This is a genomic window from Methanoculleus horonobensis, assembly GCF_001602375.1.
GTDB classification, from domain to species: Archaea; Halobacteriota; Methanomicrobia; order Methanomicrobiales; family Methanoculleaceae; genus Methanoculleus; species Methanoculleus horonobensis.
In genome coordinates, this window is record NZ_BCNY01000014.1 from 322,123 (window position 1) to 348,243 (window position 26,121).

At 62.9% G+C, this 26,121-nt stretch carries 26 protein-coding genes and 1 pseudogene; 10 read left to right on the forward strand and 17 right to left on the reverse strand.

What is annotated here, in order from left to right; genetic code table 11:
* Entirely contained in the window at positions 1–1,095 is a 1,095-nt protein-coding gene (gene rsgA / locus MCUHO_RS06660; protein WP_067076207.1) for a ribosome small subunit-dependent GTPase A, read from the reverse strand.
* Between the two features lie 173 nt (positions 1,096–1,268).
* Positions 1,269–3,005, reverse strand: coding sequence for a histidine kinase N-terminal 7TM domain-containing protein (locus tag MCUHO_RS06665; RefSeq protein ID WP_067075545.1), 1,737 nt, complete (start codon positions 3,003–3,005; stop codon positions 1,269–1,271).
* A 326-nt stretch (positions 3,006–3,331) separates the two neighbouring features.
* Between MCUHO_RS06665 and MCUHO_RS06670 the strand changes: the two genes are divergently transcribed.
* Positions 3,332–4,138 (forward strand): methyltransferase domain-containing protein, encoded by an 807-nt coding sequence (locus tag MCUHO_RS06670; RefSeq protein ID WP_067075548.1) that lies wholly within the window; start codon positions 3,332–3,334, stop codon positions 4,136–4,138.
* 9 nt (positions 4,139–4,147) lie between these two features.
* On the opposite strand, the gene MCUHO_RS06675 is transcribed toward MCUHO_RS06670, so the two are convergent.
* Both MCUHO_RS06675 and MCUHO_RS06680 read right to left on the reverse strand, forming a co-directional pair.
* Positions 4,148–4,744, reverse strand: a complete 597-nt coding sequence (locus MCUHO_RS06675) for a DUF998 domain-containing protein (RefSeq protein ID WP_067075551.1) — start codon at positions 4,742–4,744, stop codon at positions 4,148–4,150.
* A 121-nt stretch (positions 4,745–4,865) separates the two neighbouring features.
* Positions 4,866–6,023, reverse strand: a complete 1,158-nt coding sequence (locus MCUHO_RS06680; protein WP_067076210.1) for a TIGR04083 family peptide-modifying radical SAM enzyme — start codon at positions 6,021–6,023, stop codon at positions 4,866–4,868.
* A gap of 248 nt (positions 6,024–6,271) precedes the next feature.
* Here MCUHO_RS06680 and MCUHO_RS06685 point away from each other — a divergent pair, with 248 nt between their 5' ends.
* Positions 6,272–6,700, forward strand: a complete 429-nt coding sequence (locus tag MCUHO_RS06685) for a pyridoxamine 5'-phosphate oxidase family protein (RefSeq protein WP_067075554.1) — start codon at positions 6,272–6,274, stop codon at positions 6,698–6,700.
* A gap of 19 nt (positions 6,701–6,719) precedes the next feature.
* Here MCUHO_RS06685 and MCUHO_RS06690 read toward each other — a convergent pair whose 3' ends face one another.
* From MCUHO_RS06690 to MCUHO_RS06715, 6 genes are all read right to left on the reverse strand, one after another.
* Positions 6,720–7,121 carry a DUF3795 domain-containing protein gene (locus MCUHO_RS06690; RefSeq protein ID WP_084385955.1) on the reverse strand — a complete coding sequence of 134 codons (402 nt, stop codon included), beginning with the start codon at positions 7,119–7,121 and terminating at the stop codon, positions 6,720–6,722.
* Between the two features lie 15 nt (positions 7,122–7,136).
* Complete coding sequence (locus tag MCUHO_RS06695) at positions 7,137–7,850, reverse strand: DNA alkylation repair protein (protein ID WP_067075560.1); 714 nt, start codon at positions 7,848–7,850, stop codon at positions 7,137–7,139.
* A gap of 127 nt (positions 7,851–7,977) precedes the next feature.
* Positions 7,978–9,915, reverse strand: a complete 1,938-nt coding sequence (locus MCUHO_RS06700; protein WP_067075563.1) for a PAS domain S-box protein — start codon at positions 9,913–9,915, stop codon at positions 7,978–7,980.
* 427 nt (positions 9,916–10,342) lie between these two features.
* A complete protein-coding gene (locus tag MCUHO_RS06705; protein WP_067075566.1) occupies positions 10,343–10,840 on the reverse strand; it encodes a GNAT family N-acetyltransferase in 498 nt (165 codons plus the stop codon).
* Position 10,841: 1 nt separating this feature from the next.
* On the reverse strand, positions 10,842–11,321 hold the full coding sequence (locus tag MCUHO_RS06710; protein ID WP_067075569.1) for a GNAT family N-acetyltransferase: 480 nt from the start codon (positions 11,319–11,321) through the stop codon (positions 10,842–10,844).
* Positions 11,318–11,695, reverse strand: coding sequence for a winged helix-turn-helix transcriptional regulator (locus MCUHO_RS06715; RefSeq protein WP_067075572.1), 378 nt, complete (start codon positions 11,693–11,695; stop codon positions 11,318–11,320). The genes MCUHO_RS06710 and MCUHO_RS06715 overlap by 4 nt, the downstream gene beginning before the upstream one ends.
* A gap of 150 nt (positions 11,696–11,845) precedes the next feature.
* On the opposite strand from MCUHO_RS06715, the gene MCUHO_RS06720 reads away from it, so the two are divergent.
* Together MCUHO_RS06720 and MCUHO_RS06725 are read left to right on the forward strand one after the other, a co-directional pair.
* Entirely contained in the window at positions 11,846–12,409 is a 564-nt protein-coding gene (locus MCUHO_RS06720; protein ID WP_067075575.1) for a flavin reductase family protein, read from the forward strand.
* Positions 12,410–12,420: 11 nt separating this feature from the next.
* The gene (locus MCUHO_RS06725) at positions 12,421–13,239 is read left to right on the forward strand and encodes a nitroreductase family protein (protein WP_067076214.1); all 819 of its coding nucleotides are present in this window, start codon (positions 12,421–12,423) and stop codon (positions 13,237–13,239) included.
* 18 nt (positions 13,240–13,257) lie between these two features.
* Here the strand turns inward: MCUHO_RS06725 and MCUHO_RS12975 are convergent, their stop codons facing one another.
* The 4 genes and pseudogenes from MCUHO_RS12975 to MCUHO_RS06740 form a co-directional block, all read right to left on the reverse strand.
* Positions 13,258–13,740 carry a hypothetical protein gene (locus MCUHO_RS12975; protein ID WP_067075578.1) on the reverse strand — a complete coding sequence of 161 codons (483 nt, stop codon included), beginning with the start codon at positions 13,738–13,740 and terminating at the stop codon, positions 13,258–13,260.
* Positions 13,741–13,765: 25 nt separating this feature from the next.
* Positions 13,766–14,134: pseudogene (locus MCUHO_RS13165) on the reverse strand (metallophosphoesterase); the annotation flags it as partial.
* 67 nt (positions 14,135–14,201) lie between these two features.
* The gene (locus MCUHO_RS06735) at positions 14,202–15,509 is read right to left on the reverse strand and encodes a condensation domain-containing protein (RefSeq protein ID WP_067075581.1); all 1,308 of its coding nucleotides are present in this window, start codon (positions 15,507–15,509) and stop codon (positions 14,202–14,204) included.
* A 69-nt stretch (positions 15,510–15,578) separates the two neighbouring features.
* A complete protein-coding gene (locus MCUHO_RS06740; RefSeq protein ID WP_067075585.1) occupies positions 15,579–16,157 on the reverse strand; it encodes a TetR/AcrR family transcriptional regulator in 579 nt (192 codons plus the stop codon).
* 84 nt (positions 16,158–16,241) lie between these two features.
* On the opposite strand from MCUHO_RS06740, the gene MCUHO_RS06745 reads away from it, so the two are divergent.
* The 3 genes from MCUHO_RS06745 to MCUHO_RS06755 all read left to right on the forward strand — a co-directional run bounded on the left by MCUHO_RS06745 (position 16,242) and on the right by MCUHO_RS06755 (position 19,773).
* Positions 16,242–16,499, forward strand: coding sequence for a hypothetical protein (locus tag MCUHO_RS06745; protein WP_067075587.1), 258 nt, complete (start codon positions 16,242–16,244; stop codon positions 16,497–16,499).
* Complete coding sequence (locus MCUHO_RS06750) at positions 16,496–18,751, forward strand: efflux RND transporter permease subunit (protein ID WP_067075589.1); 2,256 nt, start codon at positions 16,496–16,498, stop codon at positions 18,749–18,751. Before MCUHO_RS06745 ends, MCUHO_RS06750 begins: the two co-directional genes overlap by 4 nt.
* 77 nt (positions 18,752–18,828) lie before the next feature.
* Positions 18,829–19,773, forward strand: coding sequence for an ATP-binding protein (locus tag MCUHO_RS06755; RefSeq protein WP_067075591.1), 945 nt, complete (start codon positions 18,829–18,831; stop codon positions 19,771–19,773).
* Here MCUHO_RS06755 and MCUHO_RS06760 read toward each other — a convergent pair.
* Positions 19,706–20,284 carry a DNA-3-methyladenine glycosylase gene (locus MCUHO_RS06760; RefSeq protein WP_067075596.1) on the reverse strand — a complete coding sequence of 193 codons (579 nt, stop codon included), beginning with the start codon at positions 20,282–20,284 and terminating at the stop codon, positions 19,706–19,708. The two genes, MCUHO_RS06755 and MCUHO_RS06760, sit on opposite strands and share 68 nt — an antisense overlap.
* A gap of 348 nt (positions 20,285–20,632) precedes the next feature.
* Here MCUHO_RS06760 and MCUHO_RS06765 point away from each other — a divergent pair, with 348 nt between their 5' ends.
* Complete coding sequence (locus tag MCUHO_RS06765; protein ID WP_067075599.1) at positions 20,633–21,034, forward strand: cupin domain-containing protein; 402 nt, start codon at positions 20,633–20,635, stop codon at positions 21,032–21,034.
* A gap of 64 nt (positions 21,035–21,098) precedes the next feature.
* On the opposite strand, the gene MCUHO_RS06770 is transcribed toward MCUHO_RS06765, so the two are convergent.
* Positions 21,099–21,365: a hypothetical protein gene (locus MCUHO_RS06770; RefSeq protein WP_067075603.1), complete on the reverse strand. Its 267-nt coding sequence runs from the start codon at positions 21,363–21,365 to the stop codon at positions 21,099–21,101.
* Positions 21,366–21,451: 86 nt separating this feature from the next.
* Positions 21,452–22,537: an AI-2E family transporter gene (locus MCUHO_RS06775; RefSeq protein ID WP_067075607.1), complete on the reverse strand. Its 1,086-nt coding sequence runs from the start codon at positions 22,535–22,537 to the stop codon at positions 21,452–21,454.
* 201 nt (positions 22,538–22,738) lie between these two features.
* On the opposite strand from MCUHO_RS06775, the gene MCUHO_RS06780 reads away from it, so the two are divergent.
* Together MCUHO_RS06780 and MCUHO_RS06785 are read left to right on the forward strand one after the other, a co-directional pair.
* Positions 22,739–24,247 (forward strand): potassium/proton antiporter, encoded by a 1,509-nt coding sequence (locus MCUHO_RS06780; protein WP_067075610.1) that lies wholly within the window; start codon positions 22,739–22,741, stop codon positions 24,245–24,247.
* Between the two features lie 304 nt (positions 24,248–24,551).
* On the forward strand, positions 24,552–26,063 hold the full coding sequence (locus tag MCUHO_RS06785; protein WP_067075612.1) for a PKD domain-containing protein: 1,512 nt from the start codon (positions 24,552–24,554) through the stop codon (positions 26,061–26,063).
* Positions 26,064–26,121: the final 58 nt, after the last annotated feature.

A 26,121-nucleotide genomic window follows, 5' to 3' on the forward strand; every position in this document is an offset into this window, starting at 1 on the left:
CTACTTCCCCTTCATCTTCCCGATATCCCGTGCGCACTTCCCGATCGCCTTCCAGCGCTTCTTCTCGAGCCTGACAAGCCCTATCTCCGCTTTCTCCTCTTCGAAAGCAAGTTCGCGCATGAGCCGCTGGAAACTCTCCAGCCGTGCTGCGGGAAGGGCTCCGGCCGCGACGGCCGCCTGGACCGCACAGCCCGGCTCCCCCTCGTGCCGGCAGTCCGAGAACCTGCAGCCCTCCGCGAGTTCGAGGATCTCGGGGAACGTCTCGGCGATGCCGGCGGATGCCGTGCCGATGCCGACCTCCCGCAGCCCGGGGTTGTCGATCATGAGCGCCCCGCCCTCAAGAACGAAGAGCTGGCGGACGGTCGTGGTGTGCCGCCCTCTGTCGTCGTAGTCCCGGGTGTGCGAGGTCTCCTGCACCGGGCGGCCCATGAGCCGGTTGATCAGGGTGGACTTGCCGACGCCTGATGAGCCGATGAGGGCGATTGTTCTTCGCGGCAGGAGGTAGGGGCCGAGCCGGTCGAGGCCCTCCCCGCTCGCGGCACTGACGGGGATGACCGGTATGCCGGGAGAGGCCGCGGCGAGTTCGTCGGCGAGCGCTGCGGGGTCGTCCGCGAGGTCGGACTTGTTGATGACGATGACCGGGCTGGCGCCGGATGCATGGGCGATCGCGAGATAACGTTCAGTTCTGCGGGCGTTGAGGTCGTGGCCGGCGGCCGTGACGATGAAGACCGTGTCGATGTTCGCCGCGATGACCTGATCGCCGCCTTCGCGTCCCGGTGCCCCCCGGGCAAACCGGGTCTTCTGCGGGAGGATATCGACGATCACCGTGGTTCCGGCCTCCGGCTGGTCGAGGAGCACGACGAAGTCCCCCACCGCCGGGAACCGGCCGAGCCTCCGTAGCGCCCCGGAGATCCCGGCCGTGACCGAACCGCCGTCGATGAGCACGTCCCACACCGTCTTCTGCCGGCAGGCCACGCGACCGGGAAGGTATGGCCCGGTGTACTTCGAGAAGGCTCTTTCGTGCTCTTCCGTCCAGCCGAGGTCGTTGAGGGTGTAGGGGTGCTCTTCTCCGCACCGGAACGAGGGTTGGCTCATGGGAAATCTGAACTCCATACAAGAGTGCATACGGGATGGCAAGTGCTTTGTGGTAGCAGTTTTCGGAGAGAGGCGGCGCGTGCCGCTATGGAACAGGGGATCTCGCCAGTACCATCATGTGTGCCCCCCGCTTCACGGAGCCCGGCGCGACTCTCAGTGCCTGCATCCCCGGATCATGTATCCGCCTCCTCGGCCGGCCTCCATGCCCGGGGAGGGACGAGGAGTTCGAATCTGGCCCCCCTGCCAGCCGTGCCGGTCTCGCGGATCCCGATCTCGGTTACGGAGAGGATGTCCCGGGAGAACGCCAGCCCGAAACCGGTGTTCTTCCCAAACCCGTAGCGGAAGATCCTCTCCTTCTCGTCGTCCGGGATTCCTGCCCCGTCGTCCTCGAACGCCACGGTGAGCGTCCCGTCGCTCTGCTCGCCGGCCGTCACCAGAATCCGGGTGACTCCTCCCCCGTGCCGGAGGGCGTTCTCGATCAGGTTGTACGCGACTCTGGGCGAGAGCGGGTCGGCATAAACCTCCACCGGGGCGACACGGGTGGAGATCTCGACTCCCGGGTGGCGGATGCCGGTGACGGCCCCGGCAATCATCGTCTCAAGCGGCTGCCAGACCGGCTGGTATACGCCGAGCATCTGGTATTCACGGGAGAACTCGAGGTGCTTTTTGATCGTCTCCACGGTCTCGATCGAGTGGGAGAGATACGTGTCGGCCTCGGGATGCGTCCGGTCTTCCTGGAGGAGGTTGAGGTACCAGGCAAGGGCGGTGATGTCGTTGCCGATATCGTGGCAGGTCACCCGGGAGAGGAGGGATAACTTCTGGTTGGCCGTCCGGAGAGCGGTCTCCGCTGCTTTTCGGCCGGTGATGTCCCTGAGGATCATGACGAACCCTGCAGGATCCCCTTCCGGATTCCTGACGAGCGTTCCGGCGATGCTGACGACGCTCTCCTTCCTGCCGTTGGGTGTTGCCTCGATATCCGATACCCGTCCCTGTTCGAGGATGGCGGCCCGGATCGAGGCATACATCTCCTCGGGGACGAACCGCCCAACCGGCTGGCCGGGAAGATCGGCCTCGGCCACGCCGAAGATCTCCGCGGCCGATGCGTTCGTCGTGATGATCCTGCCCTCGATATCGGTAAGGAGCAGGCCATCGGGCATCGTCCGGATGATCTCCGGGACAGCCGTCTCGGGACTCAGGGTGAACAACCCGTACCGGTGCATGGCATAGGCGATGAGAAGGCAGAACAGGACAATCCCGATGAAGACGAGGTTGACGGTATAGATCCCGAGAGCCGGAAGGATCAGCCCGGAGAGTGAGCCGAAGCCGACAATGGTTGCGATACCGATGCCGACAAGCCGGTTCTGGCGTCGTATCCTCCCCCGGGGCGCTCCCCGCCAGGACGAGATGCCGATGTATGTCGCTAGAAGTATTGCTAGGGCAATATAGGCCCTCGCGGCCAGGGAGACGGCGCTTTCCGGCGCCGGCAGGTAGACATACCCCATCCCGGGCTGGAAGATCACCGTAAAGATCTGGTCGGTGAAGATGCCGATCAGTGCAAGGAGAACGGCGGGCAGGTAAAGGCCGATGAGGAGGATTCCACGTTTATCCCTTCGGGTGAGCGGGTGGCCGGTGAAGGCAAGCGTGAAATGGACGGCAAGCACAATGGTAAACGTCCACAGGGCGCTGGCCCGCAGCCAGAAGTGGTAGCCGTCATAGTCGGCAGATTGCCAGAGGAAGTACTCGCCGAGGGCCCAGTAGGTCGCACTGAGCGCTACTGCGAGGAAGAGGCGGTTGACCGTCGAAGAAGGGTTTTTTGCAAAAACGTACATCCCGAGACCGTAGGTAGCGAACGCCGAGACGGCGCAGACACCGACCAGGATGGGAAAAAGAACCGTGATGAGATCCGACATGGTTGCCTGAGCCCTTGCACACTCTGTGTTCTCAGCCCGCTGCCCTGTCCTCGTCACCGTGAGAACACAGCGCAGGCCCGTCGTGATTATTTGCTATGTCTCCTCATAAATCCCTTCTCTTTCTATCGTGCGCAGCCGGCATCCCGTGGCCGCGATGGCTCCGCATTCAGTCCGGATTTTCGGATCAGGGCCTAAAATGGCCGAATCCGGTGCGGTTCCCTCGCAGGAGAGGCATGGTCGGCGGCCTGCACCGCCGGAAGGGATCTGCTTCGGCTACCACAGGCGCTTAATACGGGGTTCATGCTATAATCCTGCAGGGAAGCGGAATGAGCGGCAGAAGTTATGTCCACGGGTATACGGCGCGGGAAGCGGAGCGGTTGAGCGATCAGGCAGAGACCCTTGCCGGGCTCCTCCACGGCGACACCCGGTACCCGGCAGGCTCACGGGTGCTCGAGGCCGGGTGCGGCACCGGCGCCCAGACGGTGATCCTGGCGCGGAACTGTCCGGAGGCGCGGATCACGTCGGTCGATATCTCCGAAGCCTCGCTTGGGGAGGCAAAAATGCGTGTCCAGGACGCGGGGATAGAGAACGTCACCTTCGAGACCGGGGACATCTTCGACCTCCGGTACGAGCCGGGGAGCTTCGACCATATCTTCCTCTGTTTTGTTCTCGAACACCTGGAGGAGCCCCGCCGTGCGCTCGAGCGCCTCCGCCCGCTGCTCCGCGAGCGCGGCACGATCACCGTGATCGAGGGGGATCACGGCTCGGCGTACTTCCACCCGGACAGCGCCCACGCCCGCCGGACGATCGGGTGCCTCGTCACCCTCCAGCGGGAGATGGGCGGCAACGCCCTGATCGGGCGGGAACTCTACCCGCTCGCCACCGGCGCAGGCTACCGCGACGTCCATGTCTCGCCGCGGATGGTCTACGCGGACGGGTCCCGGCCTGACCTTATCCGCGGGTTCACGCGGCTGACATTCACCGCCATGGTCGAGGGCGTGGGGGACAACGCGGTGAGCCGGGGGATGATGAGCCGGGAGGACTGGGCTCGGGGGATAGCCGACCTCTACCGTGCTGCGGGGCCGGACGGGGTCTTCTGCTATACGTTTTTTAAAGCGACGGGAAGAAAGTAACCGGGATACTTACCGCTTCGCCCCAAACGGCACCATGAGGTATCCCCCGAATCCCGCGAGCCAGAGGAGCGCGGGGTAGACGATCATCCTCTCCGACCCCCCATGGCCGATAGGGCCATAGAGGCTCATGATGCCGAAGTCGCTCGCGGCATGCGTCACGAGGAAGACGAGGCCGACAATGCCGGCGATGATCGAGATCGCCTTTAAGGGTCCCCGGACCAGCGAGGCACAGGCGATCGCCTCGACGTTGAAGAATACGAAGGCCGCGAGTGCAAAGAGGCCGTGGATGCCGGGAATATCCAGCGTGAAGACCGCGGCGCCCATCGCCCCGGCACCCGTGAGGACGAAGACGGGCAGGATCCAGCCTCTGCCATAGGAGCGGTAGAGGAAGTAGCCGCCGATGACGTTCAGGAGGCCTGCAAGGAAGAGGGAGGAGTTGAAGAGCCATGCCGTCGCGCCGGTCACGCCGAGATCGCTGATTGCATTTATATTGATGCTATAGCCCGGCGCCATGGCCGCGCCGGCCATGAGGGCGATCATGAACTGGACCGGGAGCAGGAAGAGCAGCACCCCTGCAATCATCTGACTGTTGTTTGTTCGGCGCATGGTGAACGGATAGTGGCTCCCCCTTTATAATTCCTGCACAGGCCCGGCGGCGCCGGCTTTCGCAGCGTGGCCCGGATTGCTGTTAACGGCGTTAATGGAATCGGGGAGCAACACCGGGCGCCTACTTCGTCGCCATCGCGCGCAGGATCGCCATGATCCCGGGTTTTGTCCCCCTCGCAAATGGCGAGCCGAACTCTTCCATCTCCATATCACTGGAGCCGAACATCTCCTCGTTCAACCGGTCGGTGATCTCGTCGAATATCCGCTTATACGCGATACAGTGAGGATCGACACCCCGGATCTCTCCGTCCGTAGGGGCTATCGCGTTGTAGGGGCACCCGCCCCGGCAGTATTTGATGTGGGAGCATCCGGCGCACTCGCGGTCGACGTAGTCCCTGAACGCGTTCATGAGTCTCCCGGCCTTCGACCCGGCGAGGTCTTCGGCTGTGGGACGGTCGTAGACGTTCCCCATCACGTAATCCGGCATTCCGACGAAGCGATAGCAGGGATATATGCTCCCGTCGGGCCCGAAGGCAAGGGTGCTTCCCATGCAGTCCACGAACGTGCAGACGGTTCCGTGCCGGGTAAAGACGCACTTGCAGAGGTCGTTGATGTTCATGATCTCGATCTTGCCCAGGTTATCGAGGTACTTGTCGAGGAGGTAGACCAGGAGTTCCCCGTAGACCTCCGGCTCGAGCGCCCACTCTTTCGGGTTCTCGCTCCGGAGCGACGGCAGCGCCGGGTGCAGTTTGAGGGGGAAGCCGTTGGTCAAGAAGAAGTTGGCGATCTCCTCTTTGCGCTCGACCGAACGGCAGGTGAACGTGCAGATGAACCTGACCTCAAGCCCGTTTGCCTTTGCAATCTCATAGCCCCGCATGGTCTTTTCGAAGTAGCCCTTCCCTCTCTGCAGGTCGTTGATCTCCTCGGGGCCGTCGATGCTCGACCCGATCGGGATCTGGTATTCTGCGAATATCCGGGCCATCTCCGGGGTGAGCCTCCAGAGATTGCTCTGCAGGGCGAACGTCGGTTCGAGGTGGGCGAGGCCCTCGGAGAGGATAGGAAGTGCCTGCCGGTAGAACTCCGCGCCTGCAAGGAGGGGCTCTCCCCCGTGGAAGGTGATGGTGACCTGGTCGGAGCGGTAGTCTTTGAGCCACTCAGCGATCTCCCGGACCGTCTCGATGCTCATCTTCGGAGAGCCTTCCTCGGAACTCCAGCAGTAGTGGCATTTCGAGGGGCAACCGAGCGTGGGGATGATCATGACGTGAAAAGGGCTCTTCATCACACTCAACTTCACGCTATAAGATGTAAAATTTATTCATGCGGCATCGGACCCTGCGGCCGTCTCTTTCCGGGTTAGCGCAGCCATCTGCACCGATGGCAGATCCCGGTGCGCTGAATCGCCGGTGCAGGGTGTTCACGTTGTGGTGCCGGAATATGCGGGTGCTGCGAGTGTTCCCGACCGATTCGTCCCGGCGTATCCCGAAAACATTTTTACTTCTTCTCCGTACTGATGGGTGAGGAAGGAGAATGGACTTTTCCGACTGCGTGAAATTCGCCAACGAAAACCCCGTGACCTACATCGCGACAATGGACGGCGACCAGCCCCGGGTCCGGGCGTTTGCCATGTGGTTTGCCGACGAGACCGGGTTCTATTACCACACCGGAACCCCGAAGAGTGTCTGGAAGCAGCTCACGAAGAACCCGAAGGTCGAGCTCTGCTTCTACAACCCCGAGGGTGCCGGCAGGATGATGCGGGTCACGGGAGCGGTCGAGTTTCTCGACGATGCGGCCTTAAAAGAGCGGCTCGTCAGAGAGCGGTCGTGGCTCCTCCAGATCGGGATCACCGGCCCCGCCGACCCGAAACTCGCCGTCTTTCGCGTGGCGCACGGCGAGGCATACTTCTGGACGATGGAACAGAACATGCGGGAAGCCGAAGCGCCCCGCGTCAGGTTCTAGGCGCCCTGGAGTGCGAAGATCAGTCCATCGACCTCCCGCAGGCGGAACACGTCCGCCGGTAGGGGTCGATGCACCCTCCGCACGACGGGCACGTGTAATCGGCCTGCACCTGCCGTCCCCACTCTTCGGGCCCGAGAGCGGTGAGTCTCCTGATATTCTCCGTAAGGTCGATCCGGTATCGGCCACGATAGAGTTTATCGAGAGACCCCCGGGTCGGGCAGGGGAACTCCGGGCATTCGCCGCAGTGGTCGAGTTGCCGCTCCAGGACGCATCTCCGGATCCGGCACTTCCACTTCGAGGTGCGTTTCTGACGGGGGTCTTCGGAACGGCAGCCGTGGCACCTCCCGGAGAGAAAGCAGGAGGCGAGAGCGCAGTTCACGCCGCACATCCCGACAGTATCCGGATAGAGAGTTCGCGCCATGCTACCCCGGACGATCTACCAGTCCTTCTTCATCGCCTCTGCCTTCAGGTCCTTCGGCATCAGTTCGATCGCGTAACGGAGCGCCGTCCGGGGCATGACTCTCTTGTTCGCCATGACGTAGGAGAAGACCTCGCCCGTATGCTTCCGGCTCGCCTCCTTGAGGAGCCACCCGTAGCCTTTCTGAACCAGGTCGTCCGTGTCGGTCAGGAGGAGATTCGCAATCTCGATGGCTTCGGCAAGGAACTCCCCGTGCTTCGCCGGCACGATCAGCGAGACCGCCGCCGCCCGCCGCATCCAGCGGTTCTTCGACTGCGTCCAGCGTTTCAGTTCCTCGATCCCCTCCGGATAGCGGACGATGAAGTCTCCGACGGCATGGTTGCAGAGGCCGTCGCAGGTGGCCCAGTTGGTGATATAGTTCTCAATCCAGTGGCGGAAGACGGCGATATCACCGGGCTCGCAGCGGTCGGCGAGGTGCTGGGCCCACTCCGAGACGACGAACGCCTCCTCCATCATCCCCGACGAATAGAGTTCCTCGCAGAGGGCGAAGATCTCCTCTTTCTCGCGGGCTTTGACCTCCTTCCAGTATCTCTTCGCGATCGAGACCGCGGTTGCCGTCTTCATCCCGTAGCACCGGACCTCTTCCTTGAAGAATCGCTGGCCGCTCTCCCGGATCTCGGGGTCCGCGTGCGCCGTAAACTCCTCCCGTATCGCTTCAACGACCGGATCCATATGCAGGTGTACGGAGAGAGGAGGGATAAACAATGCGGCACTCATATCCACGTGCCGCCCGATCCGGGGGCGGGGCGTGCCTGGTGGCGGCGTAAGAATCAAAAGATGCAGAGGATCTATCGGGAGATCACGGCTGCCGGCCGTTCCGGCGGTGCACGCCTGCAGGCACCAGGAGTTCGAACCGTGCTCCCTCCCCCGGAACCCCGGTCTCCCTGATGGAGAGCCCGGTTATGGCGAGGACTTCTTTTGCGAGGAACAACCCGAAGCCGGTGTGGTTGAAGTATTTTCGCTCGAAGATGTTCTGTTTCTCGCTCCCGGGGACACCGGCTCCGTCGTCTTCGCAGACGATCCGCAGGCAGCCGTCAGAATTTTCGGTGGAAAACGCAATCTTCGAGAGTTTTCCACCGTGCCTCAGGGCATTCTCCGCCATGTTGTAGAAGACCTTTTCGAGGAGCGGGTCGGCAAAGACCTCGATGTCCCGGATATCGACCGCGAGCGTCACTGATCCGAGGTCGAGGTCATCCGTCGCCTGCATGATCGTCGACCTGACGTCCTGCCATCTGGGCAGCTGGACGCCGATCTCCTGATACTCCTTGGTGAACTCGATCTGGCGGCGGGCTATCGCTCCGGCCTTGCCCATCTTCTCAAGGTAATCGCGGAAGAGCGGATCGGTTGCCTGTTCCTCAGCAAGGCGGAGGTAGCCGAGAACCACGGTGAGCTGGTTGAGGACGTCGTGCCGGGTGATGCTCGAGAGGAGGTTCAACTTTTTGTTTGCCAGTCTGACGGCTTCTTCCGTCTTCTTACGCTGAGTGATGTCGCGTGCGATCCCAACCGTTCCGATGACCTCCCCGTGTCTGTCCAGGATGGGCGACCGTATCGTCTCGAAGACGGATCTGCTCTGCCCCACGTCGATGAAACTCTCCTCGGCTACGGCCTGTTCTTTGCTCGCCATCACCTTCCGGTTTTCCTCTTCGAATATCTCTGCCGCGCATCTCCCGAAACAGCGGTGGCAGGTATTGCCTATCAGGCTCTCCGGGTCAGCTTCTACGACCTCGCCGAACTTCCTGTTCACCGCAATGAATCGTGAGTCGGCATCGGTCAGCCAGGCAAGATCCGGGATGTTGTCGATGATGGTCTGCAGTTCGGCATTCTTCTTCTGCAGCGCCTCCTCCATCCGCTTGCGTTCGGTGATATCCTGGTTCGCGCCGTAGACCTTCACGGGTTTCCCGTCGGCATCCTTCACGCACTTGATCCTGGCGATGATATGGCGGATCGTGCCGTCCCTGCGTATGATCCGGTGCTCTACCTGCTGGACTTCCGGAACGGCCCCTTCCGTCGTTCGGGCCATCACCTCGCCAATGGCCTGGAGGTCGTCGGGATGCACGAACTCTCGTGCATACCTCTCCATGGGCATCACGTTCCCGCCCTCTCTGGCCGCGGTCGTCCCGTAAAGAGAATAGAACTGGTCGTTGAACGTGAACGTCTGGGCTTCGACGTCCTCCTCCCATTTCACCAGCTGGGCAATATCCATCGCGTTTGTCAGCTGGGCCTCGGTCTGGCGTGCGATCTCTTCCGCTCTCTTCCGTTCCGTGATATCGAAGAGGAAGACAATGCTCTCCGTCGTGCCGGGGATCATGTCGATGTTCGCGAAGAGATCGCGGATCTCGCCGGAACGCGAGAGGAACCTGAACTCATACTGGGTCTTGGCCTTCTCTTCACTCTCGCGCCGGAGCAGGTGCTGCTCTTTCATCCTCGCGAGGTCTTCGGGGACGACGAACTCTGTCCAGCGCTTCTTTCCCTCGATCTCGGACTTCGGGTAGCCGGCAAGACGCTCGAACTGCGCGTTTACGAGGCCTATGGTGCAATCGGCTTCGAGGACCATGACTGCGGTGCTGGTGTTCTCGAAGACCCTCCGGTATCTCTGGATATGGTTGTAGTCTGCCGTAAGACTGGCTACGCCGCTCTCCATCCCGGCGAGTGCCGCGGCAACCTCCTTCTGCTCTTCTGCAGGGAGCTGTTCAAGCAGGGGTTGGAGTGTTCTTCGGAGGTGTTCCAGTTGCTCCATGTCAGATCCTGTGCGGTTTTGGTAGGGCGACACATGGGGTTTTGCCGGAGAAACTACAGGTGCTTGTCCCTGTTCCGGCCTTTCCTTACATGAAAAGCGCCGGTCAGCAGATATGCTGGAACCCGTTATGAGGTTCTCCGATGTTTGATGCTGCTTATACCCGGTGTATTGCGGCGTCGAGGTCCGGCCCGCTGTCCCGTCGGCAATGGTCCGAACATACGGCTATCTATAGCCAACAGAAGCATTCAATCCTATATAGCCATTTGCTTTTTTCAGTGGCCGTTATCCTGCCTCTTTAGTTAAATGAGCATCTTAGAACTGCGATAGAGGCTCAGGACTGGCGTATATCCGGTTTCCCGACGGTGAAGGCGTAACCACGACCCCGGGTGAAGGTTCATGGAAAGGCCCTGTCCGGTCTCCGGCGGAGTCACTGGCCCACCCTGTCGCTCCTGCGCTCAAGGAGGAGCACGTCCCGCCATCTGCCGTCCTTCATCCGGCCTATGCGCTCGCGGCGGCCGACAACTCGAAACCCATGCCGTTTGTGGAGAGCGAGGCTCGCTTCGTTCTCCGGGAAGATGCCTGCCTGCAGCGTCCAGAACCCTTCCCGCTCCGATGCGGCGATGAGCGCGGAGAGGAGCGCGCTCCCGACTCCCAGCCCCCGGGCGTCTCTCTCGACGTAGACGCTGACCTCGGCCACGCCGGCGTAGACCGGGCGGCTGGAGTTGGGGCTCGCCGCCGCCCAGCCGAAGATCCCCTCGCCGTTGGCCGCGACGAGGCGGCAGGATCTGACGTGGCTCGCGTCCCAGCGCTCCCAGGACGGCGCCTCGGACTCGAACGTCGCGTTGCCGCCAGCGATCCCCTCGAAATAGATCCGGCGGACCTCGTCCCAATCGGCGGCGGTCATCTCTCTGACGGTGAACTCCATCTTACTCCCTCTTCTGCTCGAGCACCGTTCGGCGGGGGTAGAACCCGAACTTCCGGTAGAACGGGAAGGCCTCCTCGTTTCCGTCGGCGACCGAGACCCGTTTTGCGGCCGAACCGTTCGCGTCAAGCCACGCAAGAGCCCGGCGGACGAGTGCCGTGCCGACACCCTGCAAGCGGTATACCTCGTCGACGTAGACGGACTCGATCTCGCCCGCCGATTCCGGTGAGAGGGAACTGATGCAGTAGCCCACGCACTTCTCCACCGCCGGGTCGAAAGCAAGATCGACCCGCAGCGCCCCGGTCTCTGCAAGCCCGGCGAAGTACGCCTTCCGGTCGTCGAAGGTCATTTGCTCATAAAGGGTCTTAAACGCCCGGGCATGTGCATGGTGGTGGGCGTTGAGTTTCTCCCAGAGCGGGCGGATCGTCTCGATCCCGGCGATATCCGTCGTGCGGTACTCGACGGGAGGCGCCGGTGCGGTCATGCCTCCTCTCTTGGTGCCTTCGCCGGGCACCGGGGTGCCGCCCCCTCATCGATGCCGAGGTACTGCGTTCCCCAGGCGCAGAGCGCCTCCATGATCGGGAGGAGGGTCCTGCCGAACTCGGTGACGGCGTACTCCACCCGGGGCGGCACCTCGGGGTAGACCGTCCGTTGCACGACCCCGTCCCCCTCCAGTTCCCGGAGCTGCCGGGTGAGCATCTTCGCGTTGACGCCGGGGAGTTCCCTCTGCAGTTCGGAGAAGCGTTTGACCCCGTCGCAGAGGTGCCAGAGGATGAGCGGCTTCCATTTGCCGCCGATGACGTCGAGAGCCGCTTCCACGGGGCAGTGGAAGGTCCTGCCGTTCTTCGTGTAGGTCATGGTTACACCAACGAAAGTAAGTTACCGGAATGCCTGTATTCCCTATATCTCCTCTTATGGAATATTTTATCCTGATGGTCCGGAACGCCGCGGGCGAAAGGACTATCCGTGCTGACACACCCGGCACCCTGCCGGGAGTGAGGTGCAACCATGAAAAACGAGATTGGAAGGAACTTCTTCATCCCGATGCCGGTCGTGCTCGTCGGGACGCAGGTGAACGGAAAGGCGAACTTCATGGCCGTGGGCTGGTGCTCGCGGGCGAATGCCAGCCCGCCGATGATCCTCTGCGGGATCGCGAATACCCACCATACCCCGAAAGGGATCGCGGAGACGCAGACCTTCTCGGTGAACGTCCCCTCCGCGGCCCTGGTGGAGAAGACCGATTACTGCGGGATCGTCTCCGGTAACACGGTCGACAAGTCGAGCGTCTTCGACGTCTTTTACGGGACGCTCGAGACCGCACCGATGATCCGGGAGTGCCCGGTCAACCTCGAGTGCCGGCTCGTCGAGACCGTAGCGCTCCCGACCCATACAGTCTTCATCGGCGAGATCGTCGGTGCGTATGCGGATGAAGGGGTGATCCGGGACGGAAAGGCGGACTACGCGGCGATCGACCCGCTCCTCCTGACGATGCCCGACAACCGCTACCACAGGCTCGGGGAAGATGCCGGCGACGCCTGGAGTGCCGGCAGAAGCCTGGTGCAGAGGGCCTGATGGGGTATCGGATGGGAACCATACTCGTAGACCCGGACCTCTGCACCCGGTGCGGAACCTGCACGGTCGTCTGCCCATCCTCGATCATCGATGCGGCGGATGAGGATGCCCTTCCCGGGGTTCCGGAGGGGAAGGCCGGGATGTGTATCGCCTGCGGGCACTGCGAGGCCTTCTGCCCGGCGGGGGCACTCCTCCTGAACGTCGGGCCGGAGGAGAAGGTCAGTATCCCGACCGGTGCGGGTACCCTCTCACCCGGCGACCTCGGCGTCTACCTGCAGAAACGCCGCTCCGTACGCCGCTACACGGGCGAACCCGTTCCCCGGGAGACGATCCTCGCGGTTCTCGATATCGTCCGGTATGCTCCGTCGGGCGGGAACGGGCAGCCGGTGGAATGGATCGTCGTCCACGACCCACAGGGGGTCAGGACGGTCGCCGCTCTGACGGTCGACTGGATGAAGATCCTTGCGGAGAGCCGCCACCCGATGAGCGGCTACGTGCCGGGGCTCATCAGAGCCTGGGAGGCGGGCAACGATGTCATCTGCCGCGGCGCCCCGCACCTCCTCGTCGCCCATATCCCCGAAGGCAGTCCGGTCGCGTCCGCGGACGCGATCATCGCGCTCGCGCACTTCGATGTCGCCGCCCCGGCGTTCGGTATCGGCACCTGCTGGGCGGGTTTCGTCTCGATGGCCGCCGCGGCATACGAACCGCTCCAGCGGGAACTCGGCATCCTCGCCGGACGGAAATTCGCCTACGCGATGCTCTTTGGGAATCCGCAGCATACGGTTCACGGCATCCCCCGCCGCAACCCGGTGCGGGTGACGTGGCGGTGATACGGCCTTGCCGGGGAGTTACGGGCCGGGGCGATCCCTCTTGCCCTTCCCGAGATACCGCTCGATATGCGTCTTCTTGATCCCCATCCCGAGCAGGCGCCGGAAGACCTTCTCACGGCCGAGGATCGCGATCTCCCGCTTCGCCTGCCGCAGCGTCTCGACTTCGTCGGGATACGGGAGCGTCCCCTGTCCCTCCGTCAGCCGCCGGAGTTCCGCTGTACTGCAGCCGGCCGCGGCGAACCTCTCCCCCGGACGCAGATCGATCCGGCACGACCCGGCGACGTACCCGATTCGCCGCCACCCCTCCTCCCACTCGATCACCACATACGAGGCCGGGGAGCAGTCGAGGGCGATATACGCCTTCCCGGCGACCACGGAGGCCATCATCCCGTAGTGGCCGGTGAGGATGCACGCCGCCGGGATGTCGAAGAGCCAGATCCGGTCGGCGAGGGGCGCGTGGGCGACGACGATATCGACCGGCCCTTCGGCCGACCGGGCCATTCTCCTCTCCCCCCCCGGTGGGAACGCCGAGGAAGCGGATGCCGAGGACGTCCTGCACCTCCCCCGAGATCTCGTGGAGATAGGGGCTTGCCCCCGCCGCCTCCCGGACGCGGCCGTAGGTGCCCATCGTGTCGTCGTTGTTCCCCTCGATGACGACGCAGTGCCTTCCCGCCGATGCAATCTCGCGGAGGAGGCCGAGGAAGAGTTCTGTCTCGTCGAGCCTTGAGCGCGAGCACCGGTCGTAGGCGGCGTCGCCGGCGAAGATGACTATTGCCGGGTCAGTATCTTCGATATGGTGGAGGAATGAGCCGATCGCGACCCGGCCGCCGGACGGCCCCTTCTCCTGCGTCCCCCACGCGAGATCGCTGAATGCGAGTATCCTCGTCCGTGGCATGACCCGGAGATACTACCACAGGAGATGATAGGTTTCGCGGTCTGTTCGGCAATCCAGCACCTTTGCCTCACGGAAGATACCCGTCCACGTACTCGAGGAACCGATCCACGACGGCCGTCGAGTAGGGCCCCTCCTCGTAGGCCGTCGCGAGGGTCAGGCGGTCGCGGAAGGTGGAGGCGATCATCAAAAAGCCGTACGGCCAGCAGGCGCAGGGGAGGTACTGGATCTCCCGGATATCGAGCGCCGCACCGCCCTTTCCGGGGATGGGGAGGTAATCGCCGGGGTCGAAGACCCCGAGGTTCGAGAAGACCGGGTTCTTCTGTCCGGATGTCTCGTACCGCTCGATCATCTCATCAAAGAACGCCCGCACCGCCGGCATCCCGCCCGCCATGATCTCCTCGTAGAAGAGGATGGCGGCAACGCCGAGGCTGCTTGCCTTGCGGCGGGTCGTTATCGCCGTCACCCGGCCGATGACGTCCTCGAGCCGGGCCCCCTCCCCGGCCGAGAGGGTGACCTCGTAGGCGATGGAGAGGTTCGTGAGCGGAGCGTCCTCGTAAAGGCCGGGATACCTCCTTCGGAGGTCGGCCGAGGTCAGGAGCGACCGGGGCTCCCCCCGGTCGGAGAATTCACCCCGGATCTTCTGGAACGCAAGGAAGAACGCAGCGATCAGGACGTCGTTCACCGTGGCCCCGTGCCCTCTCCCGAATGCCTTCATGCGCCCGAGCCGTTCGGGGGAGAGCGTCCGGCGGGCGATATGGGGCGTCCCCCTCCCGGTTCGCTCGATGGGGAAGCGCCACCGGTCGACGAACGGCTCCTCCTCAGCGAGCGCCTGCTGCCGTTCCTCCTCCGAGTAGAGCGCAAGAACCCTCTCCGTGCTCCGCTCGTAAGGAGCGCGGGGGGCCGGCCGGAACCCGGGGTCGTCCACGATCCCCCGGTAGGCCGCAAAGAGATCCCGGGCAAGGGTGAGGGCGCCGGTGGCGTCGCAGAAGCCGTGGTGGCAGGTGACGGCCACGATATCCGCTCCCTCTCGCTGATAGAGGCCGACCCGCACCTGCGGCCCGGAACGGACGTCGAGGGGCGGTGGAGGCGTGTGGAGGGGTTCGTCACCGCCGGCCGGGACGAGGACAAACGCTCCTTCCCACCGCTCCTCCGGGATCTCCTCCCAGACCGGCCGGCCGTCAACCTCCGCGAATCTCGATCGGAGGTAGGGATCGGATGCAACGAGCCTCATCGTCGCCTCCCTCATGGCTTCGGCGTCGACTTCGCCGTCGAGCGTGAAGACGACGTGCATCGTCGGATCGTAGATGCGCTCGAAGTAGACGTTGAAGACGTCGAAGGCGGGGGCGGGGTGGCGGATAGGCGGGGCAGACATCATCTTAACCATCTCCTGGTTGCGGGATAACTGCTTTCTTATTCAGTACTCTCTCGTGCAGGAGAAGTCCTGCTACTCCAGAATCCTCCGGACGGCGGCCTCCCAGACCCGGTGCGCCTCGTCCCGGTCGAGCCCTGCCGCCGCTCCCATCCTGATCCCGAGAGCGACCGATACGACGATGCTTGTGGAGAGATCCGTATCGAGATCGCCGAGACGTCCCGCGGCCTTCTGCTCTTCAAGAACCGCGGCGATCAGGTCATGGATGGCCCGGTAGTTCTTCCCGACGGCATCACGGAGGGAGTCGTCCCGCACGGCACTTGCAAACATCTCGATGATTGCATTCATCCCCATCCTGCCTTCGGGGTAGATGACGTGATCGAATATCGCGGAGAACGTGCCCTCGAGAGTATTGTTAGAGCAGGCATCCTGCAGGCTCTCCGAGAGCCGGGATCGGATGTAGGCGAGGGCTGAAGAGATCAGGTCGTCCTTGCTCTTGACGTAGAGGTAAAGCGTCGCGCGGGAGATGCCGAGCCTGACGGCGACGCCCTCCATCTTCAGGTTGGAGAATCCCTTCTCGTCCGCCTCGGCTATCGCGGCCTCGATGATCCTCCGCCTCGCTTCGTCTTTATATTCGGGCACGACCTTCGGCATGATACTAACACATGTGTCAGCAATCTTATATACGATCGATCCGTACCCTGAATAGTGACACTCGTGTCAAATTTAATTACGTGTGTGTCAGGGGAGGGGAAGCCGCAGAGGGAACTTGACGCCTGCTGTAAGGACCTTCTGGAGCAGGAGGAAAATTTTGCGCTCTTCGAGGCTCTGGTGAGGGAATACTGCGGGATAGGGTTCTTCGAGTGCCTCCGCTCTCCGGAGAACGGTTACCTGACCCCGGCCGTCTGGGAGGAGAGCGGCGACAGACCGCCCGCGCTCCTGTGCACCGTCGTCGAACTGCTACACCGGGCGGTCGAGCGGGAGGGCGAACGATGAAGGCGGCGTTCGGGTCTCTCGGCAGGCTCATCGCCGGCCGCCCGTACCTTGTCGCGGGCCTGGTCGTCTCGCTGCTGGTCTTCTCGCTCTACGGCGCTTCCTCGATCCGGATGGAGACGGGCATCGAGACGTTCGTCGACGCCGACTCTCCCGGGGGGGTGTTGCTCGACCATTACACGCGGACGTTCGGAACCGAACTGGTCATCCTGATCGTCGAGTCGGAGAACGTGCGGGACCCCGCACTTCTCCGGTACGTCGACACCCTCGGCACGGATATCGCTGACGAACGTTACGTGGACGGGATACGGTCGCTTCCCGCGGCGATACGATCGGTGAACGGCGGCCGGATCCCCGGAACCGAGGCTGAAGTCGTCGAAACGATCTCCCGCCTCCCGCAGGCAGCCCGGGCACGGTACGTGCCTTCTGGGACGATGACCCTCCTCTTCGTCACCCTCGAGCCCGACCTCTCCGACGACGCAAAAGCCCGGGTTCTCGATACCATCGAGACCATCGTCTCAGTCTCGTCCCCACCCCCCGGCGTGAGCGTCTCGATCTCCGGCGATCCCGCATTTGATGTACAGATGCAGGAGGCCATGCGCAAAGAGATGGGCCTGCTGATAGGGATCGCCCTCTCCCTGATGGTCGCGGCAATCGGGCTGCTCTTCACCCACGTCCGCCACCGTTTCCTTCCCGTGGGGATCATCCTCTGCGGGATACTCATGACGTTCGGCACTCTCGGGTTCTTCAACCTCCGGGTGACCTCGCCGGTCATCGGATCGTTCCCCGTGATCATCGGTCTCGGGATCGACTATGGGGTGCAACTCCATTCACGGTTCCATGAAGAAGTTCAGGACAAGAGCCTGCACGACGCGATCGTCGCCACGCTCTCCCACGCCGGCCCGATCCTGATCGCCATGTGCACGACCGCTCTCGGGTTCGTAGCCCTCCTCACCGCTCCCATACCCATGATCAGGGACTTCGGAACCGCGTGCCTTATCGGGGTCGTCTCGTGCTTCCTGCTCGCGATCGTCATCATACCTGCCTTCTTCGCCATCTTCGGCTACGGCAGGGGGCCGGAAGGCCGGCCGGGCCCGGCGGAGGCTCCGGAGACAGGAGCGCTCGCGGGCTACAGCCGGTTCCTCGGCGATCTGGCGGTCCGGGTGGCACGGCATCCCGTTCCGGTTATTCTTCTCTTTGCGCTCGTTGCTGTCGCCGGGATCCAGTACGACGGCGCCATCGGGATCAACGTCGACCAGCAGTCCTTCGTCCCCGAGACCATGCCTGCACGGGTCAGCCTCGAGAAGGTGGAACGGGCGATCGGCGGGACGTCCACTGTGCCGGTGATGATCAGAGGGAGCGATATCCTCGATCCGGAGGTCATCGAGTGGATCGATGCGTTCGGAACGTATGAAGCGGCGCACCGGGACGAGATCACCGGTCATGCCAGCATTGCCACCCTTATCCGGGAGTATAACGGCGGGTCGCTGCCTGCATCAGCAACAGGAATACAAGCGGTCGTCGCGCGCATCCCCGCCGAAGTCCGCGGCGCATACCTCTCGGGCAATACCGGTGCGGTGATCGAGTTCGCGACGGTCGATATGGAGATGGACGCGGTGAGCGCCCTCATCGACCGGCTCAGGAGCGACATCGTCTGGCTCGAACCGCCGGCAGGACTGGACATTCAGCCCACGGGCAGGTCGACGGTCTACGGCGATCTCTACGACGGGATCATCCACTCAAAGAACCAGATGACCGTCCTCGGCCTGATCCTGATCGCCGCCTTCATGATCGTCGTATACCGCCGGTTCGACTCTCTCGCACCGCTCCTCCCCGTCGTCATGGTCATCGGGTGGAACGACCTCATCATGTACGCCCTCGATATCGCGTACACCCCGCTCACGGCGTGCCTCGGTTCGATGACCATCGGCCTTGCGATGGAGTACACCGTCCTGATCATCGAGCGGTGCAGGGAGGAGATGGAGAGAGGCCTGGAGATCTACGAGGCCATACGCGAGGGCGTGACCCGGATCGGGATCCCCATCACCATATCCGGGCTGACGACGATATTCGGGTTCTCGTCCATGCTCGCGTCCTCGTTCTCCCTTGTAGCGGGCTTTGGGCAGACGACCGTGATCACGATCTTCTTCTCGCTCGTCGGCGGCATCATTGTCATGCCTGCGGTCGTCGCCCTGGTGCTGCGCAGGGCGCCGGAGCCTTCCGGGCACCGGAGCGAGGCCGCGGCCGAAACATAGCGCGCCCCGCTTCCATCCTTCTGCTGCAAATCTATTTGATTGATAAGCGGCCAGGAGGTGGATGCAGGAGACCCAGAATGAAGCGAAAAATCATCGATATCGACGAGGAGAAGTGCACCGGGTGCGGGCTCTGCATACCCGACTGCCCGGAGGGAGCGCTTCAGATCATCGACGGGAAGGCAAGGCTCGTGAGCGATCTCTTCTGCGACGGGCTCGGCGCCTGTATCGGGACGTGCCCGGAGGGGGCGATCTGCGTCGTCGAACGGGAGGCCGGGCCGTATGACGAAAGGGCGGTGATGGAGAAGATCGTGCCCCAGGGAGAAGGAGTCATCAGGGCGCACCTCGAGCACCTCCTCGGTCACGGGGAGGAGGGGCTGTACCGCGAGGCCGTCGAGTACCTGAATACGAAGGGGATCCCGGTTCCCGAGCACGGAACCGCGGGCGGCGGTGCCGCGTGCCCGGGCTCCGCCGCAAGAAGCCTTCCGCGAAGGGAGACCACTGAGGGAGAGCGTGCCGGACGAATAGAATCGGAACTGCGGCAGTGGCCGATCCAGTTGCAGCTCCTCAACCCCGCAGCCTCGTACTTCGACGACGCGGATCTCCTCGTCTCCGGGGACTGCGTTCCTTTTGCATACGCGGATTTCCACCGTGACTTTCTCCGCGACAAGATCGTGATCCTCTTCTGCCCGAAACTGGATTCAAACGTCGAGGGCTACGTCACCAAACTCGCGGAGATATTCTCGCAGCATGCCATCCGCTCGATCACCGTTCTGCACATGGAGGTTCCCTGCTGCAGTGGGGTGCGGTACGTCGTGGATCAGGCACTGGAACGCTCGGGAAAGGAGATCCCGGTCAACGAGCACACCATCCTGATCAGCGGGAGGGTCGCGGAGGAGGGTGAGCGGACGGCTCAGCGCCGGGGTTCCGGGATGGGCCGCGGCCACGGGCCCGGCCTTACCGTCGCGAGACGTACCGGCTCCCCTTCAGGTAAAACCGGAGGGGGAGGTCCGCCGCCTTCGTGATCCCGACCCGGGTCGTCTGCACGATATCTTCCGGCCGGAACTCCGGCGGTGTCGCGGGCGACCGGACCTGGAGCGGGCCGTCGCGAAGGGAGGTTCCGTTCAGGTCCATGGTGATGCCTAGCGCCTGCGTCAGTTTGCCCGGGCCGCTTGCGAGCGAACGGGGGTCGTCCGTCCCCCGCCGCGCCTGCATGAGGTCGATCCCGGTGACCGGCTCGAGCGCCCGGATGAGGACGGCCTCCCCCGCGCCCTCTGCTCCCGTCACGACGTTGACGCAGGTGTGCAGGCCGTAGATCCGGTAGACGTAAGCGTGGCCTGCCGGGCCGAACATAACCCGATTCCTCTGTGTCACGCCGCGGTAGGAGTGGGCCGCCGGGTCACCCCGGAGGTAGGCCTCGACCTCGACGATCCGTCCGGCCGTCGTCGTCTCTTCACGGTGGACGAGCAGGCATCCCAGCAGGTCCTTTGCGACGGTCACGGTGTCGCGTTCGTAGAATGCAGCAGGAAGGGTCATGCTAGTTTCTGGTCTTATCCTGAAAGATCTCTTTCACCTGCCCCATCAACGTTCCGGGTGACGGTCGCCGGTGTCACTGCCCCGGGTCAGAGATGACACGAGTTTCACGGCCCGGAACCTGCCGGCGACCGATTGCGGCAGCGAACCGAACCCGGGCAAACGTGCGGATCCGGCGCACTACCCCCGGCCGGTCGAGATCGTTGAACCGGGGCCATTGTCGCCCGGTGAGGGTTGCCCGGGGGCCGTTTCACAAACGATCCCCCGGGATGACCTAACGATTAAATACCGGGGGCACCACAAGAGATACTGTTGCTACCCTACAGCACCCCTCATCAGGAGGTTTTGGAAATGAAGAAAGGATTCTCAATCGATATCGAGACAGAAACCGTAAAGAACACCGACTTCCGCAGGGTCCTTTATACGAGCAATTTCAGCCAGCTCGTGCTGATGCGCCTGAAGCCCGGTGAGGAGATCGGTGCGGAAGTGCATGACGACGTCGACCAGTTCTTCCGGTTCGAGGAAGGGGAAGGGGTTGTCGTGATCGACGGCACGAAGCACGCCGTCAAGGACGGCAGCGCCGTGGTCGTGCCGAACGGCGCGAACCACAACGTGATAAACACCTCAAAGACCGCCGACCTCAAACTCTACACGATCTACTCCCCGCCGGAGCACCAGGACAAGGTCGTGGCAAAGACCCGCGAAGAGGCCATGGCGCACGAAGAGCACTTCGACGGGAAGACGACGGAGTGATCCTTTCCGGAATCGCTCGAAAACCCGATCTCTTTTTCAGTTGCGGTTAAAAGCCGGAACGTCTTCAGTTCTCCCGCTCGATCTCGCCTCCCGCCTCCCGGATCGTCGCCTCGATATGCTCGAGGAGAGCGGTGTCGTGAGTGGCGAAGTCGAGCATCGGAAACCCCGCCACGAGGGGGATGGGCTTGAAGATAGCAAGCGGCGCTTCTCCGCTTCTCTCCGGTTTCTCGCCCGGGGCGATGACGACGGTCGTCCCGTCGCCCCAGACGGCAAGGTTCCCGTACCCCTGTGCATCCCAGATCTTTCGGATGAGCTCGCGTGTATGCAGCATTCTTTCTTCCCGGATGAGATGGTTGCGGGAAGAAGGTATCAACCTTCCGGAGCGGCAACTGCGCAAAAAATGGGGGTCTTCTTCTCCTACCTCGCCGGCGGCGTGTCAATTTCCCGGGTTTCCGCAGGAGGCACTCGCTCGCCCGTAAAGAGGTGATCGACGCCGAGGAGCGTGTTCACCCAGGCCCAGTCGCGGCTCGCCTGGAAGACCATCAGGACGATGAGGGTGAGCGGGACGGCAAAGATCATCCCGGCAACGCCGAGCGCCCATCCCCAGAAGATGACCGAGAGAATGACCACGAGGGCGGGGATATCGAAACGCCGCGATGCAAAGTGCGCGTAGATCGGGTTCTCTACGAGCATGTTCAGAACCACGACGGCTGCAATCACCGCGAGCGCGCCCCAGATTCCGAACTGGAGCCAGGCGAAGAAGATCGCCGGGAGCGCAGCGATGACCAGGCCGATGTAAGGGATATACGAGAGCAGGAACGTCAGCACGCCCCAGAGTGCGGCCGCGTGTACCCCCATGACCCAGAGGAACCCGCCGAAGAGGAAGCCGTGGACGAGGTTTGCCTCGGTTCTGACGATGACGAAGTCGATCAGGAACCGGCTCATGCGGGAGAACGCCTCAGCGGCCTCGTCTCTCTTCAACACCCTCTGTATGCGTCCGGGCATCCGCGGCGCCTCAAAGAGCGTGAAGATCGTCGTTACCACTATGAAGAAGAGGTAGAGCAGGAGATCCGCGATACTGATAGCCGATGAGGAGAGGAATCCTGCGAATCCCTGCAGGTTCACCGAAGACGGTGTGAACGACCCCGTCTCGATCCCGTACCTGTCTAAGAGGGCAATGATCTCCGATAGCCTGGCGGTCAACTCCCGCTGGTAGAGGGGGATGGCCGAGACCAGGTTCTCGAACGAGAAGAAGACGAGGTAGCACATCAGCAGAACGGCAAGGCCGGCAACGATGGTGACCGCGCCGACGGCGGCGATCTCGGGCAATCCCCTCGATCGGAGCGCTCTCGTCGCGGGATACACGATCATGGCGAGGATCACCGATACGGCGATGATGGTGATGATGTACCCGATTGCCTGGATCCCGATGATGAGGAAGACCAATGCCGTCAGCAGGAGTACGGTGCTCAGGTGCCTGGGTAAAACCGGGGATTCTGTCATCCTGAGTGAGAGTTCTAACGGAAACTATATTAATCCCGCGATACGTGGCGGAGGCGGCATGACGTGCGTCTCATACTCCGTCGGCGGGTAGAAGGCGGGGGTGTCGCCGGCCGGGTTCTGAAGGCAGAACGTACAAGGATGCCCGTTCGAACGATCAAAGAGTCAATATTAAGGCGCCGCAAGCATGATTCATATGCACTGATGATACTCACCCTCGAACTCATTCTCGTCGGCGTAGCGTTGCTCTTCCTGATCAGCATCGTTGCAAACAAGTTCTCGGAGCGCCTGGGCGTTCCCGCTCTCCTCATCTTCATCGTCGTCGGGATGCTCGCGGGTTCCGAGGGTCCCGGCGGCATTCCGTTCGATGACCCTGCGATTGCGCAGATCATCGGGATCATCGCGCTTGCGTATATCCTCTTCTCCGGAGGTCTCGACACCCGGTGGGAGCAGATCCAGCCTGTCCTCTGGCAGGGAGTCGCCCTCTCCACGGTCGGCGTTATTCTGACCGCAGCCCTGCTCGGTGGGTTCGCCGTCCTGGTCCTCGGGTTCTCCCCGCTGACGGCCCTCCTCCTCGGTGCGGTCGTCGCGTCGACCGACGCGGCAGCGGTCTTTTCGGTTCTGCGGACGGCACGGGCGCGCCTGCAGGGCAACCTGCGGCCGCTGCTCGAGCTCGAGTCGGGGAGCAACGATCCCGTGGCTGTCCTGCTCACCATCGGCATCATCGGGGTGCTCCTTATCCCGGGCACGTCGCTGTTTACCGTCGTCCCGATGTTCGTGCAGCAGATGGCGGTCGGCGGCCTGCTCGGCTACGCAATGGGTCAGGCCGTCGTCTTCCTCATCAACCGTCTCAAACTGGAGTTCGAGGGGCTGTATCCGGTGCTCAGCCTCACGATGGTGCTGATGACCTACGGCCTGACCACGACCCTCGGAGGGAACGGGTTCCTCGCGGTCTACATAGCCGGACTGGTCATGGGCAACAGCATCGTCGTTCACAAAAAGAGCCTGATCCGGTTCCACGACGGAATTGCGTGGCTGATGCAGATCGTGATGTTCCTTGCGCTCGGCCTGCTCGTCTTCCCTTCGTCCCTCCTGCCGGTGGCCGTTCCGGGCATTCTTGCAGCCCTCTTCCTGCTCCTGATCGCACGGCCGATCGCCGTCATGATCACGCTGCTCCCCTGGAAGATGCCGATCCGGGAGAAGGCTCTGATCTCCTGGGTGGGGCTGCGGGGAGCCGTCCCGATCATCCTCGCGACCTATCCACTTGTCGCCGGGGTGCCGAACGCGGAGCTGATCTTCAACCTCGTCTTCTTCATCGTCCTCGTCTCGGCGCTGGTTCACGGGACGTCGATCCCCTCCGTCGCCCGGTGGCTCGGCCTTGCCGCCCCACTCGAGGAGACACGCAAACTCTCCCGGGAGTTCGATGTGGATCCCGATACCCCGAGCGAGCTGCTCGAACTGGTCATCCCCTCCGACGCTCCGGCAGTGGGAAAGCAGGTCGTCGAGCTCGGGTTGCCGAAGGGCGCACTCATCATCCTGATGCAGAAGCGGGAGGAGCGTTTTGTCCCGGGGGGGAGCACCGTCATCGAGGCCGAGGACACGCTTCTCTTCCTGACGACCGGCGACCTGGCGGATACCGTCCGCACCAGGCTTCTCAGCCGGGAGGAGCCGGGGGGCCCCCCCGACCCCGATGCACCGGGCGGGGGGGCGTAAACGCCGCCCGGGACCGGAGAGAAATCCCACCCGCATCGCATCCGTTCGGGAGCTGGATCGTCTATTGGGCCTGGGTGGCGCGATTTTGTCGCCGTAGTTCCGCGAGGATGTCCCCCGGGAGATGCGGCCTGTCACCGGCCGGTTCCGGCTTCGAGTTGCCCGGGATCTCCGCCGGGATCCGTCCGTGTGCAACCTGGTTTTTCGCCAATTTATAATAATATTTATATATTATGTGCTGTTTAGTCCCCTCGGGGATTGTATGAGAAAACCCCGAGTACCTGTAACATATCTGATAGTTCTCATTGTGGCGGTCATCTCGATTGCCGTGGTCGCCACCGCAGCTCCTCAGTCGGGAACCTTCATGAGCGGCGAGCCGGGCATGCCCGGCATCACCCGGGCGCTTGAAGTTTACCCGAATAACCTCTCACACGCGGATATATCCGGCAATCGGATCGTCTATAGCGATTATAGAGACGGAAACTGGGATATCTTCCTGTTCAACCACACCTCGGGCAGAGAGTACCAGCTCACGAACGACACCTACGACCAGATGAACCCCACGATCTCCTGTGACCTCGTCGCCTGGTACGATAACTCGACCGGGGCTTGGGATCTCGTCCTCCTCAAACTCCACGGAGACGATGCAGCCTACCCGGTCTGCACGGGCCCCGATCAGGGGCGGCCCGGCTGCCCTGCGGGAGTGGTCTGTTTCCCGACTACCACGACGACCACCACACCGACGCCTGGGCCCGGGTCCGGCAACTGCTCCTGCACGGCGAACTTCACCTGGAGCCCCGAGAGCCCTGCCGTCAACGCTACGGTTAACTTCACCGGGAACGCCACGGTCGACGGCGACTGCGGGATCGATGCGTGGGCCTGGAGTTTCGGCGACGGTGCAACCGGCAGCGGCCAGGACGTCACCCACAACTACACGTCGGAAGGAACCTATACGGTCAGGCTGAACGTGACCCTCGATGACGGCACGGTATGCAATGCGTCCGAGGACATCACGGTCACACCGCTTCCCGCCGACAATTGCTCCTGCGCAGCGGACTTCACCTGGAGCCCTGAGAACCCTGTCGTCAACGAGACGGTCGACTTCACCGATCAGACCACGGTCAACGGGGACTGCGCCATCCAGGCATGGGCGTGGGACTTCGGCGACGGGGAGACCGGTGAAGGCGGAACCGCGAGCCACGCCTACGCCACGGCAGGAACCTACACGGTCGGGCTGAACGTGACCCTTGACGACGGCACGGCGTGCAACACGTCAAGTGACGTCACCGTCTCGCCGCTGCCGGAGGAGAACTGCTCCTGCACGGCAAGCATCGCGAAAGACCGCGACCAGGCCGAACCTGAGCAGCCGGTTGCCTTTACGGGCTCGGCTGCGATCGACGGGGACTGTTCCGTGACCGGCTGGGCGTGGGACTTCGGCGACGAAGCGACCGGTGAAGGCGAGACCGCGAGCCACGCCTACGCCGCGGCGGGCACCTACACGGTCACGCTGGTGGCGACGCTTGACGACGGCAACACCTGCCAGGCAACGACGGATGTGACGGTGACCGCTCCTCCGGAGCCCTGCTCCTGCTCGGCAAGCATCACGTCAAGCGGGAACTCGTTCCAGGGCGAGGCCGATATCCAGGGCGACTGCTCCGTGACCTCCTGGTCATGGGACTTCGGTGACGGAGCGACCGGCAGCGGCCAGGACGTCACCCACGACTATGCGGCGGAAGGAACCTATACGGTCACGCTGACCGTGACACTCGACGACGGGAACACCTGCCAGGCGACAACGCAGGCCTTCGTGATCTTCTGATACGTCAAAAAAGCGGCGGGGGAAATAACCCCGCCCATTTCTTCTCGGAATGTGCGGG

Excerpts from the sequence above, each read along its gene's own strand:
- MCUHO_RS06755 (WP_067075591.1), top strand. The coding sequence starts at position 18,829 with ATGAAGCGAAAAATCATCGATATCGACGAGGAGAAGTGCACCGGGTGC.
- MCUHO_RS06780 (WP_067075610.1), top strand. The coding sequence starts at position 22,739 with ATGATACTCACCCTCGAACTCATTCTCGTCGGCGTAGCGTTGCTCTTC.
- MCUHO_RS06720 (WP_067075575.1), top strand. The coding sequence starts at position 11,846 with ATGAAAAACGAGATTGGAAGGAACTTCTTCATCCCGATGCCGGTCGTG.
- MCUHO_RS06760 (WP_067075596.1), bottom strand. The coding sequence starts at position 20,284 with ATGACCCTTCCTGCTGCATTCTACGAACGCGACACCGTGACCGTCGCA.
- MCUHO_RS06695 (WP_067075560.1), bottom strand. The coding sequence starts at position 7,850 with ATGGATCCGGTCGTTGAAGCGATACGGGAGGAGTTTACGGCGCACGCG.
- MCUHO_RS06725 (WP_067076214.1), top strand. The coding sequence starts at position 12,421 with ATGGGAACCATACTCGTAGACCCGGACCTCTGCACCCGGTGCGGAACC.
- MCUHO_RS06710 (WP_067075569.1), bottom strand. The coding sequence starts at position 11,321 with ATGACCGCACCGGCGCCTCCCGTCGAGTACCGCACGACGGATATCGCC.
- MCUHO_RS06740 (WP_067075585.1), bottom strand. The coding sequence starts at position 16,157 with ATGCCGAAGGTCGTGCCCGAATATAAAGACGAAGCGAGGCGGAGGATC.
- MCUHO_RS06735 (WP_067075581.1), bottom strand. The coding sequence starts at position 15,509 with ATGATGTCTGCCCCGCCTATCCGCCACCCCGCCCCCGCCTTCGACGTC.
- MCUHO_RS06665 (WP_067075545.1), bottom strand. The coding sequence starts at position 3,005 with ATGTCGGATCTCATCACGGTTCTTTTTCCCATCCTGGTCGGTGTCTGC.
- MCUHO_RS06700 (WP_067075563.1), bottom strand. The coding sequence starts at position 9,915 with ATGGAGCAACTGGAACACCTCCGAAGAACACTCCAACCCCTGCTTGAA.
- MCUHO_RS06770 (WP_067075603.1), bottom strand. The coding sequence starts at position 21,365 with ATGCTGCATACACGCGAGCTCATCCGAAAGATCTGGGATGCACAGGGG.
- MCUHO_RS06705 (WP_067075566.1), bottom strand. The coding sequence starts at position 10,840 with ATGGAGTTCACCGTCAGAGAGATGACCGCCGCCGATTGGGACGAGGTC.
- MCUHO_RS06775 (WP_067075607.1), bottom strand. The coding sequence starts at position 22,537 with ATGACAGAATCCCCGGTTTTACCCAGGCACCTGAGCACCGTACTCCTG.
- MCUHO_RS06675 (WP_067075551.1), bottom strand. The coding sequence starts at position 4,744 with ATGCGCCGAACAAACAACAGTCAGATGATTGCAGGGGTGCTGCTCTTC.
- MCUHO_RS06680 (WP_067076210.1), bottom strand. The coding sequence starts at position 6,023 with ATGAAGAGCCCTTTTCACGTCATGATCATCCCCACGCTCGGTTGCCCC.
- rsgA (WP_067076207.1), bottom strand. The coding sequence starts at position 1,095 with ATGAGCCAACCCTCGTTCCGGTGCGGAGAAGAGCACCCCTACACCCTC.
- MCUHO_RS06765 (WP_067075599.1), top strand. The coding sequence starts at position 20,633 with ATGAAGAAAGGATTCTCAATCGATATCGAGACAGAAACCGTAAAGAAC.
- MCUHO_RS06750 (WP_067075589.1), top strand. The coding sequence starts at position 16,496 with ATGAAGGCGGCGTTCGGGTCTCTCGGCAGGCTCATCGCCGGCCGCCCG.
- MCUHO_RS06690 (WP_084385955.1), bottom strand. The coding sequence starts at position 7,121 with ATGGCGCGAACTCTCTATCCGGATACTGTCGGGATGTGCGGCGTGAAC.
- MCUHO_RS06685 (WP_067075554.1), top strand. The coding sequence starts at position 6,272 with ATGGACTTTTCCGACTGCGTGAAATTCGCCAACGAAAACCCCGTGACC.
- MCUHO_RS12975 (WP_067075578.1), bottom strand. The coding sequence starts at position 13,740 with ATGGCCCGGTCGGCCGAAGGGCCGGTCGATATCGTCGTCGCCCACGCG.
- MCUHO_RS06715 (WP_067075572.1), bottom strand. The coding sequence starts at position 11,695 with ATGACCTACACGAAGAACGGCAGGACCTTCCACTGCCCCGTGGAAGCG.
- MCUHO_RS06670 (WP_067075548.1), top strand. The coding sequence starts at position 3,332 with ATGAGCGGCAGAAGTTATGTCCACGGGTATACGGCGCGGGAAGCGGAG.